Source organism: Veillonella sp. 3_1_44 (genome assembly GCF_000163715.1).
Classification (GTDB): Bacteria; Bacillota; Negativicutes; order Veillonellales; family Veillonellaceae; genus Veillonella; species Veillonella parvula_A.
Window position 1 is genome coordinate 177,317 of the sequence record NZ_GG770199.1, and the last position, 14,196, is coordinate 191,512.

A 14,196-nucleotide genomic window follows, 5' to 3' on the forward strand; every position below is an offset into this window, starting at 1 on the left:
AATTTGATGTTAGATTTAGTGGTAGGCACCATAACCACAGGCCTTTTATGGTCTTTGTTAGCGGTCGGTGTATTCATAACCTTCCGCGTATTAGATGTGGCTGATTTAACCGTGGAAGGTACGTTCCCAATGGGGGCAGCCATTTCTGCTATTTTAATTACAAGTGGTATGAATCCAATCCTTTCCATTCTACTTGCCGGTGTGGGTGGTATGATAGCCGGTGCTGTAACAGGTTGGATTCATACAAAATTAAAAATTCCTGCATTATTGGCTGGTATTTTGACAATGATTGCATTGTACTCTGTAAACCTTCACATCATGGGCAAAGCTAATGTATCTTTGCTTCGTATGGATACAATTTATACGATTCTTGGTGGATTTTTCCATACGCCGAATATGTGGTCTGCAGCCATCGTAGGTATTATCGTTGCTGTAGTTGTATGTTTGCTCTTATTTTGGTTCTTCGGTACCGAAATTGGTACAGCCTTACGTGCTACAGGTGTTAATCCTCAAATGATTCGAGCTCAAGGCGTAAATACTGATAATATGATCGTTCTTGGCCTTTTGATTTCCAATGGCTTTGTTGGCATGTCTGGGGCTCTTATCGGTCAATTCCAAGGCTTTGCTGATGTAGGCATGGGTATTGGTACTATCGTTATTGGTTTGGCCTCTGTAATCATCGGTGAAGTAGTATTTGGTACGAAGTCCTTCGTACGCAGCCTCATCGCCGTAGTACTTGGTTCTATTGTATATCGTATCGTTATTGCTGCAGTTCTCTACATGGGTATGCCACCAAATGATTTGAAATTATTCACTGCAATTCTTGTTGCCATCGCGCTTTCCTTACCTACATTGAAAGCAAAATGGTTGGCTCGTTAAGGAGGACACTATGTTAGAAGTAAAAAATATGGTAAAAACCTTCTTTAAGGGCACAATTAATGAAAAGACTGCATTACAAGGTATTAATCTTCGCTTAGAAGAGGGTGATTTTTGTACTGTCATTGGTGGTAATGGGGCTGGTAAAAGTACTTTGTTAAACTCCATTGCTGGTGTATTTCCAGTAGATGAAGGATCCATTACAATTAATGAGATTGATGTGACAAAAATGCCAGAATACAAACGTGCTAAATACATTGGTCGTGTATTCCAAGACCCTATGGTTGGTACTGCTGGTAATATGCAAATCGAGGAAAACTTGATTCTTGCTATGCGCCGTGGTAAAAGCTTAGGTCTTAAATGGGCTTTCAAAGATAGTGAACAAGCATTTTTCAAGGAACGTCTTGCATTATTAGGCTTAGGCCTTGAAGATCGTTTATCTGCTCGTATGGGCTTACTATCTGGTGGCCAACGTCAATCTATTACATTGTTAATGGCTACCATGCTTCGTCCAGAACTCTTATTGTTGGATGAGCATACGGCGGCACTTGACCCTAAAACTGCAGAAAATGTATTGCAACTAACAGATAAACTCGTTGCAGAACATAATCTAACAACTCTTATGATTACCCATAATATGCGTGATGCATTGCGATTTGGTAATCGCCTCATCATGATGGACGCTGGTCGAATCATCTATGATGTAAAAGGGGAAGAAAAGAAACAATTAACTGTTGCGGACTTACTTCAAAAGTTCGAGGTAGCTGGTGATAATGCACTGAGTGACCGCATGGTGCTAGGTGCTAAATAATAGAAGGAAGTTCTAATCTATCTTTTGTTCAATTACTGTATTTTTGCTTTACAAGATAGGGCAGATACTGTATACTAAATTAGGTCGTAAGACATATCGTAAGCGAAGTATTCGATTCTCCAACGGTTACTTAAGCTTATCGGGATTATAATTTTTTAGGAGGTAACATTAATGTTAACTACAGAAGCTAAATTAGCAGTAATTAAAGAATACGCTACTCATGAAGGTGACACTGGTTCTCCAGAAGTACAAGTTGCGATTTTAACAAGTCGCATTCAATACTTAACTGAACACTTGAAAGAGCACAAAAAAGACCATCATTCCCGTCGTGGTTTGTTGAAATTGGTTGGTCAACGCCGTAACATGCTTGACTACCTTCGTCGTAAAGATATCGAACGTTACCGTTCCCTTATTGAACGCCTTGGTCTTCGTAAATAATAAAATTAGCCGTCCTAAAGGACGGCTTTTTTATTTTGAATTGGCTATTTAGCTTTAATTGATATATAATTAGAAGGTATACATATAAGAAGATTTTTAGGAGGAATAGGAATGGAACAATTCCAAATGGACCTAGCTGGTCGTATGCTTACGATTGAGACTGGGGAACTTGCAAAACAAGCTGGCGGTGCTGTAATGGTTGGCTATGGCGATACTCGTGTACTGGTTACTGCTACAGGCTCTAAAGAGGCGAAGGATATCGACTTCTTCCCACTTACAGTAGACTATGAAGAAAAAATGTATGCGGTTGGTCGTTTACCAGGGGGGTTCATTAAACGTGAAGCGCGTCCACCTGAGTCTGCAATCTTGAATAGCCGTTTGATTGACCGTCCTATTCGTCCATTATTTAATAAAGGTGTACGTAACGAAGTACACGTAGTAGCAACAGTTATGTCTGTGGACCAAGATTGTGATCCAGCCATTTGTGGTATGATTGGCGCTTCTGCGGCATTGTCTATTTCTGATGTTCCTTGGAATGGCCCTATTGCAGGCGTTCGTATGGGACGTATCAATGGTGAGTTTGTTGTAAATCCAACGAAATCACAATTAGAAGAAACAGATCTTAATATCGTTGTAGCTGGTACTAAAGATGCTATTCTCATGGTTGAAGGTGGCGCTGAAGAAGTACCGGAAGATATCATTCTTGAAGTTATCATGGCAGCTCACGAAGAAATCAAAAAAATCGTAGCATTCCAAGAAGATATGACTGCAAAAGTAGGTAAGGAAAAACGCGTATTTGAATGTAAAGATGTTCCTGCTGAAATTAGTGATGCAGTTCGTGCCTATGGTCATGATAAACTTGATGCTGCAGTTCGTTGTGCAGATAAACAACAACGTGATGCACAAGAAAATGAAGTACGTGCAGATGTATTAGCTCACTTTGAAGAAATCTACCCAGATAACTTGGCTGATGTAAATAAAGCATTTGATGCAATGACAAAAGAAATTGTGCGTCATATGATTACTGTTGAAAAAATCCGCCCAGATGGTCGCCAACTTGATGAAGTTCGTCCAATCTCTTGCCGTACAGGCGTATTACCTCGTACACATGGCTCTGGCTTGTTTACACGTGGTCAAACTCAAGTGTTGAATGTCACAACAGTGGCGCCTTTATCTGAAAAACAAACCATCGATGGTCTTGGTGTTGAAACTGAAAAACGTTATATCCATCATTATAATTTCCCATCCTTCTCTGTAGGGGAAACTCGTTCTTCCCGTGGCCCTGGGCGTCGTGAAATTGGTCATGGTGCGTTGGCCGAACGCGCATTGGTACCTGTGATTCCAAGTGAAGAAGATTTCCCATATGCTTTGCGTTTAGTATCTGAAGTATTGGAATCTAATGGTTCTAGCTCCATGGCTTCCGTATGTGGTTCTACATTATCTTTGATGGATGCTGGTGTACCTATTAAAGCACCTGTAGCTGGTATCGCTATGGGTCTTGTAACTCAAGGGGAACACTATACAATTTTAACAGATATTCAAGGCATGGAAGATGCTCTTGGAGATATGGACTTTAAAGTTGCTGGTACAGCTAAAGGCGTAACAGCAATTCAAATGGATATCAAGATTTCCGGATTATCACGAGAAATCCTTCAAGAAGCATTAGAACAAGCTCACAAAGGCCGTATGCATATCATGGGCATCATGCTTGATACAATTGCTGAACCACGTCAACAAATGTCCCAATACGCTCCACGTATTATTACAATGAAAATTGATCCCGATAAGATTCGTGACGTAATCGGTTCTGGCGGTAAAGTAATTCGCAGTATTATCGAAGAAACAGGCGCTAAAATTGACATCGAAGATGATGGTACAGTATTTATCGCTTCTGTAGAACAAGAAGGTGCTGCAAAAGCTCAAGAAATTATCACAAACCTTACTAAAGAGGTTGAAGTAGGGGAAGTATACCTTGGTAAAGTAACTCGTCTAATGGCTTTTGGCGCATTTGTAGAGGTATTACCAGGTAAGGAAGGTCTTGTACATATTTCCAAACTTGCGAAAGAACGCGTTGAAAATGTAGAAGACGTAGTAAGTGTAGGGGATGAAATCATGGTAAAAGTTATCGAAATCGATAAACAGGGCCGTGTAAACTTATCCCGTAAAGATTGTTTAAAATAAGAGGTGTTACATGGATATTCGTGGCTTTGAAGTAGTTTCTGCTTTTGAAGAACAAGATATCAACTTACCAACACGTAAAACAACTGAAAGCGCAGGCTATGATATTGAATGTGCTGAAGCTGTTACATTAGAACCAGGCCAAGTAGTGCTCGTTCCGACAGGTATTAAAGCTTTCATGGCGTACGACGAATACCTTGCCATTCACATCCGATCTAGCATGGCTATTAAACGCCATTTAGCACTTGTGAATAGCACAGGTATCATTGATAGTGATTACTACAACAATGAGGACAACGAAGGTCATATTATGATCGCTCTCTATAATTTTGGCAAAGAACCAGTTACCCTTGAAAAAGGCGAACGCGTTGCTCAAGGTATATTCTCTAAATACCTTATTACAAATGATGATGATGCTACTGGTGTAAGAACTGGTGGCATTGGAAGCACTGGGACTATGTAAATAATATATGGTTTTGTATAAACTAGTAAAAACCGCTCAACTTTGTTGGGCGGTTTTTGTGTGTTTATTTCTCTCTTCAGCTGTAATTATTATCAATAATACTATATAATATTTATTATAGTTAGTAGAACAATTCGGGAGGCTTTATGAAACAGGAGTCAAAACAAAAAAAGAATGTAGGTACATCAGTTATGGGGAATGACATTGAGACTACACAAAATACCATGCACGTTTTGGATGAGAATAAGGTTCTTAAAAAAAGTTATGAAGATGTAGTATATATTTCTCAACCTTTTGGGGCGACCTCGTTAAATACATTAGCAGCGCGAGCTTTGTTATTTGGACTAAATCCTGTATCTTTAAAAAAGGCGCGTGTCCTTGAGCTTGGATGTTCTTTTGGCGGGAACATTATTTCTCAAGCTTTATACTATCCTGAAGCGTCTTTTACGGGTATTGATTTATCGTCTTCCCAGATTAAGATGGGAAATGAACTGATTGCGTCGATGGGACTATCTAATATACATTTGCTTGAGAAGGATATTCTAGATATTGATGATTCATTCGGTACCTTTGACTATATTATTGTACATGGTATTTGGTCCTGGGTTCCGGATGTGGTAAAAGATAAAATTCTATCTATCTGTAATAAGAATTTATCCGACAATGGTGTAGCTTATGTATCGTATAATACGTATCCTGGATGGAAACGATTAGAGCAGTATCGAGAAATCATGCAATATGCAGAGCAAAAAGAGTTAGAGCTACCGTTGATGGAGCGGACTTTATATACGAAGAATATATTGAAGCTCGTAGCGGATACAATGGGATTAGATAATCGGATAAGTCAAAAAGCGAGTTATAAAATTGATAACATCCAAAATGTGTTGAGCTCTAACGATTATTATGTGGCTCATGAATATTTAGAGCCTTTTAATGATCCTGTATATGTACATGAATTTATAAAACGTGCCAATGACCAAGGTTGTGCCTATATAGGGGATGTATTTCTTTCACGATCTTTCATAAGTTGGTTACCGGAGGATATTCACGATAATATAGCTCAATTGGCAAATGATGATTATATTGCAAAAGAGCAATATTATGATTACATTTATGATACGCAGTTTAGAATGTCCCTGTTAACGAAAAATAAACATAGTAAAAAGATTGTTCGTAATGAACGAGTTAGTATAGATGTATTATCAAAATTATATTATTGCAGCGTTGTCAATACTGGTATTCCTTCTAATATGACGGATAGTATCCATATTGCTATTAAAGAGGTTATGGATCGAGGGGATATATTTACTGTTCAGGATATAGTTGATCATATACATAGAAAGTTGCCTGGTTATACTATCGAAATGGACAGAGTTTATTCTCGTTTACTATATTTGATTATTGTAGATAATCTCGATATGTATGCCGAACCATATGAAAGAGTTGCTTTCGAAGATAATAAGGTGTATATACCTCAACGTTTTATAGATTTTATTTCTACTATAGTAGAAAAAGAAGGCAGCTCCTATATTGGTATAGGCGACATGTACAATAAAGTACAACAAGATATAGATAATGGATTTCTCTTTGTAATAAAGCAAATGGTGGAGCCTACAACAAAAGAAAAGATTCTTGCTATTATGGATGACAATATTACAGTTCAGCGTCATACGCGGGATAACATTGATTTTATTGTTCCTAATAAAGTGTACTTAGAGGAAATTTTACAACGTATAAGGATGCTCGGGTTTTTACATAAAATAAAAGATTAGAGGTATATATGGCAATTAGTAAGGAAATTCAGAAATCCAGTGAAATGAAATTTAACGGTAAGTTGATTCAAGTTACCTATGATATAGCCGATGTGAACGGAAAGGATGCATGGCGTGAGGTTGTGCATCATCCGGGTGCTACAGCGATTGTGGCAGTAACAGAGGATAATAAGATTGTTATGGAACGTCAATTTAGATATGCTTTGCAACAGACGCTACTGGAGGTACCAGCAGGAAAATTAGATCCAAATGAAGAACCGATTGTTTGTGCTAAACGGGAGCTTGCTGAGGAAACCGGCTATCGTGCAGCTCAATGGATTTCGTTAGGTACAATTGCTACGAGTCCTGGTTTCTGCAATGAAGTATTACATTTATATCTTGCGAAGGACCTTACCATGGGGGAAACTAATTGGGATCCTGATGAATATGTGGAGCTAGAATACTACACATTGACAGAACTATTGGAAGCTATCAAGAATGAGGCTATTAAGGATAGCAAATCTTTGGCGGCCCTCATGCTTGCTATGCCATATCTTAAGTAATTTTTAGAAATATTATCTCTCAATATAATATGTATTTTATTAATTCATATTGATGATTTTAACTGTAATATGTTATAAAGTATTTTTACATTATATGAGTAACTAATCTCATATAGATTTAGGAGTACATATGTATAATCGAATTATTCTACTAGTAATGGATAGTGTCGGTGTAGGGCATGCAGCCGATGCGATTAAATTTGGCGATGAAGGTTCGAATACATTAGGACATATCGAAGCGGTAGCAGGACCTATTCGCTGTCCAAATTTAAAATCTCTAGGTTTAGCTAATATTGCTGATATATCAGCGTTTGATGAGCCTGTTATTGGCGCTTATGGTCGTATGGCTGAAACGAGTACTGGCAAAGATACGACAAGTGGTCATTGGGAGATGATGGGGCATCCTGTAACGGTGCCATTTCCGACATTTTATGATGGATTTCCGAAGGAACTGATGGATGCTTTCATAAAAGAAACGGGTTATGGATTTCTTGGTAATGAGGTAGCCTCTGGAACGGAAATTATTGAACGCCTCGGAGAAGAACATATAAGAACTGGTAAGCCAATCGTATATACATCGGCGGATTCGGTTTTTCAAATTGCAGCGCATGAGGATATCATTCCCTTAGAAGATTTGTATCGCATGTGTCAAATTACACGCGATAAAGTATGTGTCGGTGATTATTATGTGGGGCGTATTATAGCTCGACCTTTTGTTGGTACACCAGGTCATTTTGTACGCACCTCAAATCGTCATGATTACAGTCGTATGCCTGAAAAGAAAATGGTGCAACAAGAGTTACAAGACGCAAACATTCCAACAGTGGCAGTGGGCAAAATCGGCGATATTTATGCTCATGTTGGCTGGGATGCATCATATCCGACAAAGTCTAACGCGCATGGTATGAACGTAGTTCCTTATCTGTTGGGCCAAAGCTTTACACGGGGGTTCATGATGGTCAACCTTGTTGAATTTGATAGTCTGTACGGTCATCGGCGCAATGTAGAAGGGTATAAGCGTGCTATTGAAGACTTTGATTACCAATTAGGCGGTTTGTTGGACTTGCTTAAAGATGATGATTTACTTCTCATCACTGCAGATCATGGGAATGATCCGACTTGGAAAGGTACAGATCATACGAGAGAAATGGTGCCTTTGCTAGCTTATAGTCCAAGTATGAGTCATTCCGTAGCTTTGGGTGATAGACATAGTTTTGCGGATATAGGCGAAACAGTATTACAAAACTTTGGATTGAAACAATGGGGGATTGGTTCTTCATTTCTTAATTCTTTGAAAGTGTAGCTTTGTATAGAAACTATTTCTTATATATAATTGAATATAATCTTATAATACTGTTATCAAAAAATTGTATGGATAATTTGTTATAATTAAATTCATTTATTTTGTTCTTTTTCATACCTACTAAATCATATACCAATGGAATGTGTACTTTGGGCCATTTTTCCTTAAAAAAATACAGAAAAAATAGCTATTAGTTGATTATATATAATCAACTAATAGCTATTTTTAGTAGTAAGGGACTATTTGGTTATAGTCCCTTTTGCTTTTATCCTTAAAACAGGATGAGTTTATTTAACTATAACAAGCCTTGACTTTCCATCATATCTTTAATATCAAGTATGGTAGATTTACATACTACATCATAATCTAATGAACCAAGGAAGTTTGCAAATTTAGTGTCATCTTCATTTTTACAGTTTTCATATGGAATTTTACCAAATTTTTGATACGGTTCTAGAATGCGATTTCGTCTGTGTTTCCACATATTATAATAAGGCCCTTTGAATTTAGTCATAAAACCATTGCTATCGACTAATACAAAGCCTTCAGATTCATGGCATGAATTTAGTTCCTCATTTATAATGTCTTGGAGCTCATCCATGGTAGAAATTTGTTGAACTGTTTTAACAATGGAAATCAAGTCAGTGTCATATTTTTGTAAAATTGTATATAGTTCAGCTAATTTTTCTCTAGAGAATGGGACATCTATATGCTTACCATTTACGTCTAGAGTATTTTGAATCATATCAAGCACATAGAGATGGTCTTGGTCGTATTTAATGATATGAGTATCCTCTTGACTGATGACTTCAAATATCATGGAGCAGTTATTACGTGCTAATAAATCTTTGATTTTTGCTTGTAGATTTTCAGGTAATCTATGGAATAGTTTTTTAAATAAATCCACATGTATACCCTCTGTTGTAGATTTAGAGGCAAATACTAATTCTTCGTTGATAACGCCAAGAATAGCAAGGTAACCATTTTCTTTAGTTCTAATTTCAACTGGGAAAGAAAGAGTATTAGCTAGATTATCTAACTCTGTTTCTGGGCGTTCACCAAGATTAAAGAATTTATTATAACTACGTAATTTCACATCTCCTGTAATTCGATCCACAAATAATCCACGAGCGTGTACTGTACTTTCATTCCATAATCGCTTATGGAATACACGAGAGGTAAAGTTCAAGGAATATAGGTTAGGGAAACACTGTTTTACTTTTACTAATTTTGAATTGCCAATAATATTAATATCTTCATTTTGTGTGAAGATGATGTGTTGTGTCATATTTTGGAATTCATGGCGCATATAATCTTTATCATATACATCGTTTTTTATTCCATTTTTTGTGAAAGTATTTGCAGTGATATCGATGTATTTTAGTTCTCCACCAAATTCTACTTCTCCTTCCAAACAGAAGGAGTACTTTCCATCTGGAACACCACGATGACCGTGAATTTGAATGAAGTCCTGACACATGCCTTGTTCGTAATTAGTATCGTAAATATTAGCGATATTTGTTTCGTAAGCTCCAAAACCATTAATAAATGTTGAGGTGGCTATGAAGGTCATATTAGGCACATAGGAGAGGCCACCATGGGAAACTAAATATTTTTTGCCATGGAAGCTGAATGGATAACATTGACGAAGTGATTTATAAAAGAGTCGTAGTTCTCGTTGGAGTGATTCTACTTCTTTTTTCGTCATATCTTTTACGATAGGTGCTACCACATCTTTCATAAAGCGTTTGGAACGATCTAAATTTGTATGGAATGCAAAGTTTGCAATATGTCGCTCGTGATTACCTTCTAACATAATTGTATTAGGTAATGTGCTGAGACGCATCATTTCGTACATCATTTCTTTGTTTTCAATACCGCGTTCTAAATAGTCACCGCAGAAGATGTATAGTGTCTTTTCATCCCATGGTGTAATAGCTTGTTGTAATGCGGTGTAGCAACCGTGAATATCACCGATAATACGTACTCGATTATATTTATTTGTTAGATTAGCCGTGAAGTAATTGTTAATTTCATCAATAGAGTTAATTCTTTTGCAAAAGTTTGGTAATGTGCTTGTTTTAATCGTTTTGTACATATAATGAATAACTTGCTCTGGCACACGTTTGTAATCGGTGCGTGCCGCATTACGGGCCAAGCAATCCTCTAAGGATGTATTAGGTTCATAGTAATATACAGTATATTTATATTTGTTAAGCAATTCTTTGTAAGCATTAATAGCTTTAGAGGTAGTGTGAGTAGCATCTAAGACAACAAAGTCGCCATTGCTCATTCGTTTTTCTAAACAATCTAGTAGGAGCTTCCATGTTGGACCATTATCCTCTTGTGAAATATACCAGCCGTTCTCACCAAGGGAAGGGCTACGTAAAAGCATACGGAAATGATCGGCTTCAAGGGTGTAAGCCTCAAGATTGTTGTCACGAATCCACTGAGACTTACCACTAGCAGGAGCACCACGCATTAATAATAGTGTTCTCATAGTAATAGTCCTCTAATCTGCCCATAGGGCGTAATAAAATATAACTGTATAACAAACGAAAAATTTTTTTATGACTAAATAGAAAAAAGGCATAAAAAAACAGTCTCAACGGATAACCGAGAGACTGTCTTGCTTGCTTTTAAAATTATAAAGCGTTTACTTTAGCTGCAAGGTTAGATTTTTTGCGAGCTGCAGTGTTTTTATGAAGTACACCTTTGGAGGCTGCTTTATCAATTACGCTAGTAGCATGAACAAGTGCTTGTTTTGCTTCTTCTACTGCGCCTGCTTGAACAGCTTCAACGGTTTTACGAGCTGCTGTACGAATTTGAGATTTTACAGCGGCATTTTTCGCACGACGTTCAGCATCCGTTTTTACGCTTCTAATACTGGATTTAATGTTTGGCAATTGAGTCACCTCCTTAAAAATCGTTTCTTATACCTGAATGATTATATCATACCAAATATTGATACGCAAGGACTTTTCAGCCCAATATTTTCCTTAATGACATGATTTGTAAAACATTTTCTACTGTTTATTAACAAAAGTATATATGTGGTTTTTAAAATCAAATTACTTACTCATTTTCTAGTGTAACAATATATTAATTTTTATTTATGAAAGTTAAAAGGGTCCTTATGTTATAATGAAGAATAGAATTAAGTGAGGTGTCTTATGAAAAAATTAATGATTATAGATGGCAGCAGTTTGTTATTTCGTGCATTTTTTGCATTACCACCGTTGAAATCCGCTCTGGGAACGCCAACGAATGCAGTATATGGTTTCTTAACAATGCTCATTAAATTGTATGAAGAGATTAATCCTGACTATATTGCCGTAGCTTTTGATAAAGGGCGTCAAACATTCCGAACAGAAATGTATAGCGAGTATAAAGGAAATCGTCCAGATGCACCTGAGGATTTACGTCCGCAGTTTAGTTTAATTCAAGATGTATTAAAAGCATTAGGCATTTGTGTCATCGAAGAAGAAGGTTTTGAAGGGGATGATATTCTCGGATCTTTAAGCAAGAAGTTTGGAGCCCCTGATATGGCTGTTCAAATTATTACAGGAGACCGCGATAATTTACAGCTTGTAACAGAACATAGCCATGTGTTCTTAACTAAAAAAGGTATTTCTGATATGTTAGAGGTTACTCTAGATAATATGGAAGAACTTTATGGCTATGGTCCTGATAAGGTTATCGAAATGAAGGCTCTTATGGGTGACTCTTCCGATAATATTCCAGGTGTACCAGGCGTAGGTGAGAAAACAGCGCTTAAATTAATTACCGAATACGGCAATCTTGAATCTGTATATGATCATATTGAAGATATTTCTGGTAAGAAATTAAAAGAGCGCCTTGTAGAGAATAAAGAGTTAGCCTTCTTGTCTCGTGAGTTGGCTACAATAAAAACAGACATGGAGTTATCTTATAAAGTAGAAGATTTTGTACAAAACTTTCATGCCTCTGAAGTACAACCGTTATTTGAAACTTTAGGTTTTACTAAATTAACACCTCGCATTGCACAAGTAATGGGGTGTGAGGAAGTAGCTCTTGGTGATCCAGGTTCTTTATTTGCACCACAAGAAGAGATTTCTTTAAATGATTTAGCGGATGCTAAATCATTAACCGCTGATTTTTATAAAGATAAAACGGTAGCAGTACATGTTATATTAGATGGTAAAACTCCATTTAGAACGGTAACGAATGCTTATCTATCTAATGGAGATACTATTGTAAAAACAGATGATACTAAAGCTGTTTTAGCTGTATTACAAGGTGCCAAAGCCATCGTTACAACTCAGACCAAGGAGATTATTGAAGCCTTTGGTGCAGATGTGCCAGCTGAAATTTCCTTATTTAATGCTGATAAAACTGCTCGTGTTCACGATATGTCGCTCATTGCGTATTTATTAGATCCTACGCGTACTAATTATGGTTATTTATACCTAACTGAGCGCTTTTCTGTACCTAGCATTGCTAACGGTAGTGTAGACGTAGAATGCGTGTCCATGGTGAAAGCATTACTCGCTATGAATGAAGTTGCTTGTGAGTCTGCGCGCCGTGAAGAGTTATGGTCTTTATATGAGACAATTGAGTTACCTTTGATTCATACCTTAGTTGTGATGGAGAAAAATGGTATCTATATCGATACAGAGAAGTTGGCGGAAACAACGGCTCGCTTTAAAGAGGAGCTAACTCAAGTACAAGAAGAGATTTATGAACTAGCAGGAGAAACGTTTAATATTAATTCACCTAAACAATTGGGTGTAATCTTGTTTGAAAAGTTGAACTTGCCAATCATCAAGAAAACTAAGACTGGCTATTCTACAGATGCGGAAGTATTGGATATGCTTCGTCACGAAAGTCCGATTGTTGAAAAAATCTTGGCATACCGTTCTGTTGCTAAATTGGTATCTACCTATTGCGAAGGTTTGGCAGTTCTTATTAATGATAAGACACATCGTATTCATACAACTTTCAATCAAATGGTTACGGCTACAGGTCGTTTGAGCTCATCTGATCCGAACTTGCAAAATATTCCGGTTCGTACCGAAAAAGGCCGTGAAATTCGCGCTTTATTCTATCCAGGTGCTGGATATGATACATTGGTGAGTGCCGATTACTCTCAAATTGAGTTGCGTATCTTAGCTCATTTGTCTGGCGATGAAGCGTTGATTAAAGCTTTTGTGGAAGGTAAGGATATTCACCGCTTTACTGCGGCAGAGGTGCTTGGTAAATCTCAAGATGAGGTAACTAGCGAAGAACGTTCCCATGCGAAGGCTATTAACTTCGGTATTATCTACGGTATTTCTGACTTTGGTTTATCTCGTGACCTTGGTATTACACGGGGTGAAGCTAAAAACTATATTGATCTTTATTTTAGCCGTTATCCTAAGGTTAAAGAGTATATGGATCGAATGGTTCAAGAGGCTCATGAAACTGGCAAAGTTCGCACTATGTTTGGTCGTCAACGTGAGTTACCTGATATCAATAGTCGTAACTTTAACCGTCGTTCCTTTGCTGAGCGGACCGCAATGAATACGCCAATTCAAGGTACCGCCGCAGACATCATTAAGTTAGCTATGAATCAAGTGGAGCAAAAGTTAGAAGAACAAAACTTTACGTCTCGACTCTTATTACAAGTGCATGACGAACTAGTACTTGAAGTGGTGAACTCTGAATTAGAAGCTATAGAAGAGTTACTACGTAGTACAATGCAGTCTGTTGTAGAGTTACAAGTGCCTCTTATTGTAGACGTACACCATGCAGAAAACTGGGCATTAGTAAAGTAATATGTATTTATAATTAAT

11 protein-coding genes are annotated in these 14,196 nt (G+C 37.3%); 9 read left to right on the forward strand and 2 right to left on the reverse strand.

The window, feature by feature from the left end:
* Window positions 1–6 precede the first annotated feature (6 nt).
* The 8 genes from HMPREF0873_RS00800 (at window position 7) to HMPREF0873_RS00835 (ending at window position 8,383) form a co-directional block, all read left to right on the forward strand.
* Window positions 7–879: an ABC transporter permease gene (locus HMPREF0873_RS00800; protein ID WP_004697183.1), complete on the forward strand. Its 873-nt coding sequence runs from the start codon at window positions 7–9 to the stop codon at window positions 877–879.
* Between the two features lie 10 nt (window positions 880–889).
* Window positions 890–1,687, forward strand: a complete 798-nt coding sequence (locus tag HMPREF0873_RS00805; protein WP_008600750.1) for an ABC transporter ATP-binding protein — start codon at window positions 890–892, stop codon at window positions 1,685–1,687.
* A gap of 171 nt (window positions 1,688–1,858) precedes the next feature.
* On the forward strand, window positions 1,859–2,125 hold the full coding sequence (rpsO, locus tag HMPREF0873_RS00810) for a 30S ribosomal protein S15 (RefSeq protein ID WP_004692991.1): 267 nt from the start codon (window positions 1,859–1,861) through the stop codon (window positions 2,123–2,125).
* Between the two features lie 111 nt (window positions 2,126–2,236).
* Window positions 2,237–4,306 carry a polyribonucleotide nucleotidyltransferase gene (locus HMPREF0873_RS00815; protein ID WP_004697123.1) on the forward strand — a complete coding sequence of 690 codons (2,070 nt, stop codon included), beginning with the start codon at window positions 2,237–2,239 and terminating at the stop codon, window positions 4,304–4,306.
* A gap of 10 nt (window positions 4,307–4,316) precedes the next feature.
* Window positions 4,317–4,766: a dUTP diphosphatase gene (gene dut / locus HMPREF0873_RS00820; protein ID WP_004692993.1), complete on the forward strand. Its 450-nt coding sequence runs from the start codon at window positions 4,317–4,319 to the stop codon at window positions 4,764–4,766.
* A 146-nt stretch (window positions 4,767–4,912) separates the two neighbouring features.
* Window positions 4,913–6,538: a class I SAM-dependent methyltransferase gene (locus HMPREF0873_RS00825; RefSeq protein ID WP_004692994.1), complete on the forward strand. Its 1,626-nt coding sequence runs from the start codon at window positions 4,913–4,915 to the stop codon at window positions 6,536–6,538.
* Window positions 6,539–6,546: 8 nt separating this feature from the next.
* A complete protein-coding gene (locus HMPREF0873_RS00830; RefSeq protein ID WP_004692995.1) occupies window positions 6,547–7,080 on the forward strand; it encodes an NUDIX hydrolase in 534 nt (177 codons plus the stop codon).
* 130 nt (window positions 7,081–7,210) lie between these two features.
* Window positions 7,211–8,383 (forward strand): phosphopentomutase, encoded by a 1,173-nt coding sequence (locus tag HMPREF0873_RS00835; RefSeq protein WP_004697085.1) that lies wholly within the window; start codon window positions 7,211–7,213, stop codon window positions 8,381–8,383.
* Window positions 8,384–8,678: 295 nt separating this feature from the next.
* Here the strand turns inward: HMPREF0873_RS00835 and HMPREF0873_RS00840 are convergent, their stop codons facing one another.
* On the reverse strand, window positions 8,679–10,883 hold the full coding sequence (locus HMPREF0873_RS00840; RefSeq protein WP_008713789.1) for an RNA ligase: 2,205 nt from the start codon (window positions 10,881–10,883) through the stop codon (window positions 8,679–8,681).
* A 145-nt stretch (window positions 10,884–11,028) separates the two neighbouring features.
* The gene (gene rpsT / locus HMPREF0873_RS00845) at window positions 11,029–11,289 is read right to left on the reverse strand and encodes a 30S ribosomal protein S20 (RefSeq protein ID WP_004692998.1); all 261 of its coding nucleotides are present in this window, start codon (window positions 11,287–11,289) and stop codon (window positions 11,029–11,031) included.
* Window positions 11,290–11,556: 267 nt separating this feature from the next.
* On the opposite strand from rpsT, the gene polA reads away from it, so the two are divergent.
* Window positions 11,557–14,178 (forward strand): DNA polymerase I, encoded by a 2,622-nt coding sequence (gene polA, locus HMPREF0873_RS00850; RefSeq protein ID WP_004692999.1) that lies wholly within the window; start codon window positions 11,557–11,559, stop codon window positions 14,176–14,178.
* Window positions 14,179–14,196 lie beyond the last annotated feature (18 nt).

Excerpts from the sequence above, each read along its gene's own strand:
- dut (WP_004692993.1), top strand. The coding sequence starts at position 4,317 with ATGGATATTCGTGGCTTTGAAGTAGTTTCTGCTTTTGAAGAACAAGAT.
- HMPREF0873_RS00830 (WP_004692995.1), top strand. The coding sequence starts at position 6,547 with ATGGCAATTAGTAAGGAAATTCAGAAATCCAGTGAAATGAAATTTAAC.
- HMPREF0873_RS00825 (WP_004692994.1), top strand. The coding sequence starts at position 4,913 with ATGAAACAGGAGTCAAAACAAAAAAAGAATGTAGGTACATCAGTTATG.
- HMPREF0873_RS00800 (WP_004697183.1), top strand. The coding sequence starts at position 7 with ATGTTAGATTTAGTGGTAGGCACCATAACCACAGGCCTTTTATGGTCT.
- HMPREF0873_RS00835 (WP_004697085.1), top strand. The coding sequence starts at position 7,211 with ATGTATAATCGAATTATTCTACTAGTAATGGATAGTGTCGGTGTAGGG.
- HMPREF0873_RS00840 (WP_008713789.1), bottom strand. The coding sequence starts at position 10,883 with ATGAGAACACTATTATTAATGCGTGGTGCTCCTGCTAGTGGTAAGTCT.
- HMPREF0873_RS00805 (WP_008600750.1), top strand. The coding sequence starts at position 890 with ATGTTAGAAGTAAAAAATATGGTAAAAACCTTCTTTAAGGGCACAATT.
- rpsO (WP_004692991.1), top strand. The coding sequence starts at position 1,859 with ATGTTAACTACAGAAGCTAAATTAGCAGTAATTAAAGAATACGCTACT.
- HMPREF0873_RS00815 (WP_004697123.1), top strand. The coding sequence starts at position 2,237 with ATGGAACAATTCCAAATGGACCTAGCTGGTCGTATGCTTACGATTGAG.
- polA (WP_004692999.1), top strand. The coding sequence starts at position 11,557 with ATGAAAAAATTAATGATTATAGATGGCAGCAGTTTGTTATTTCGTGCA.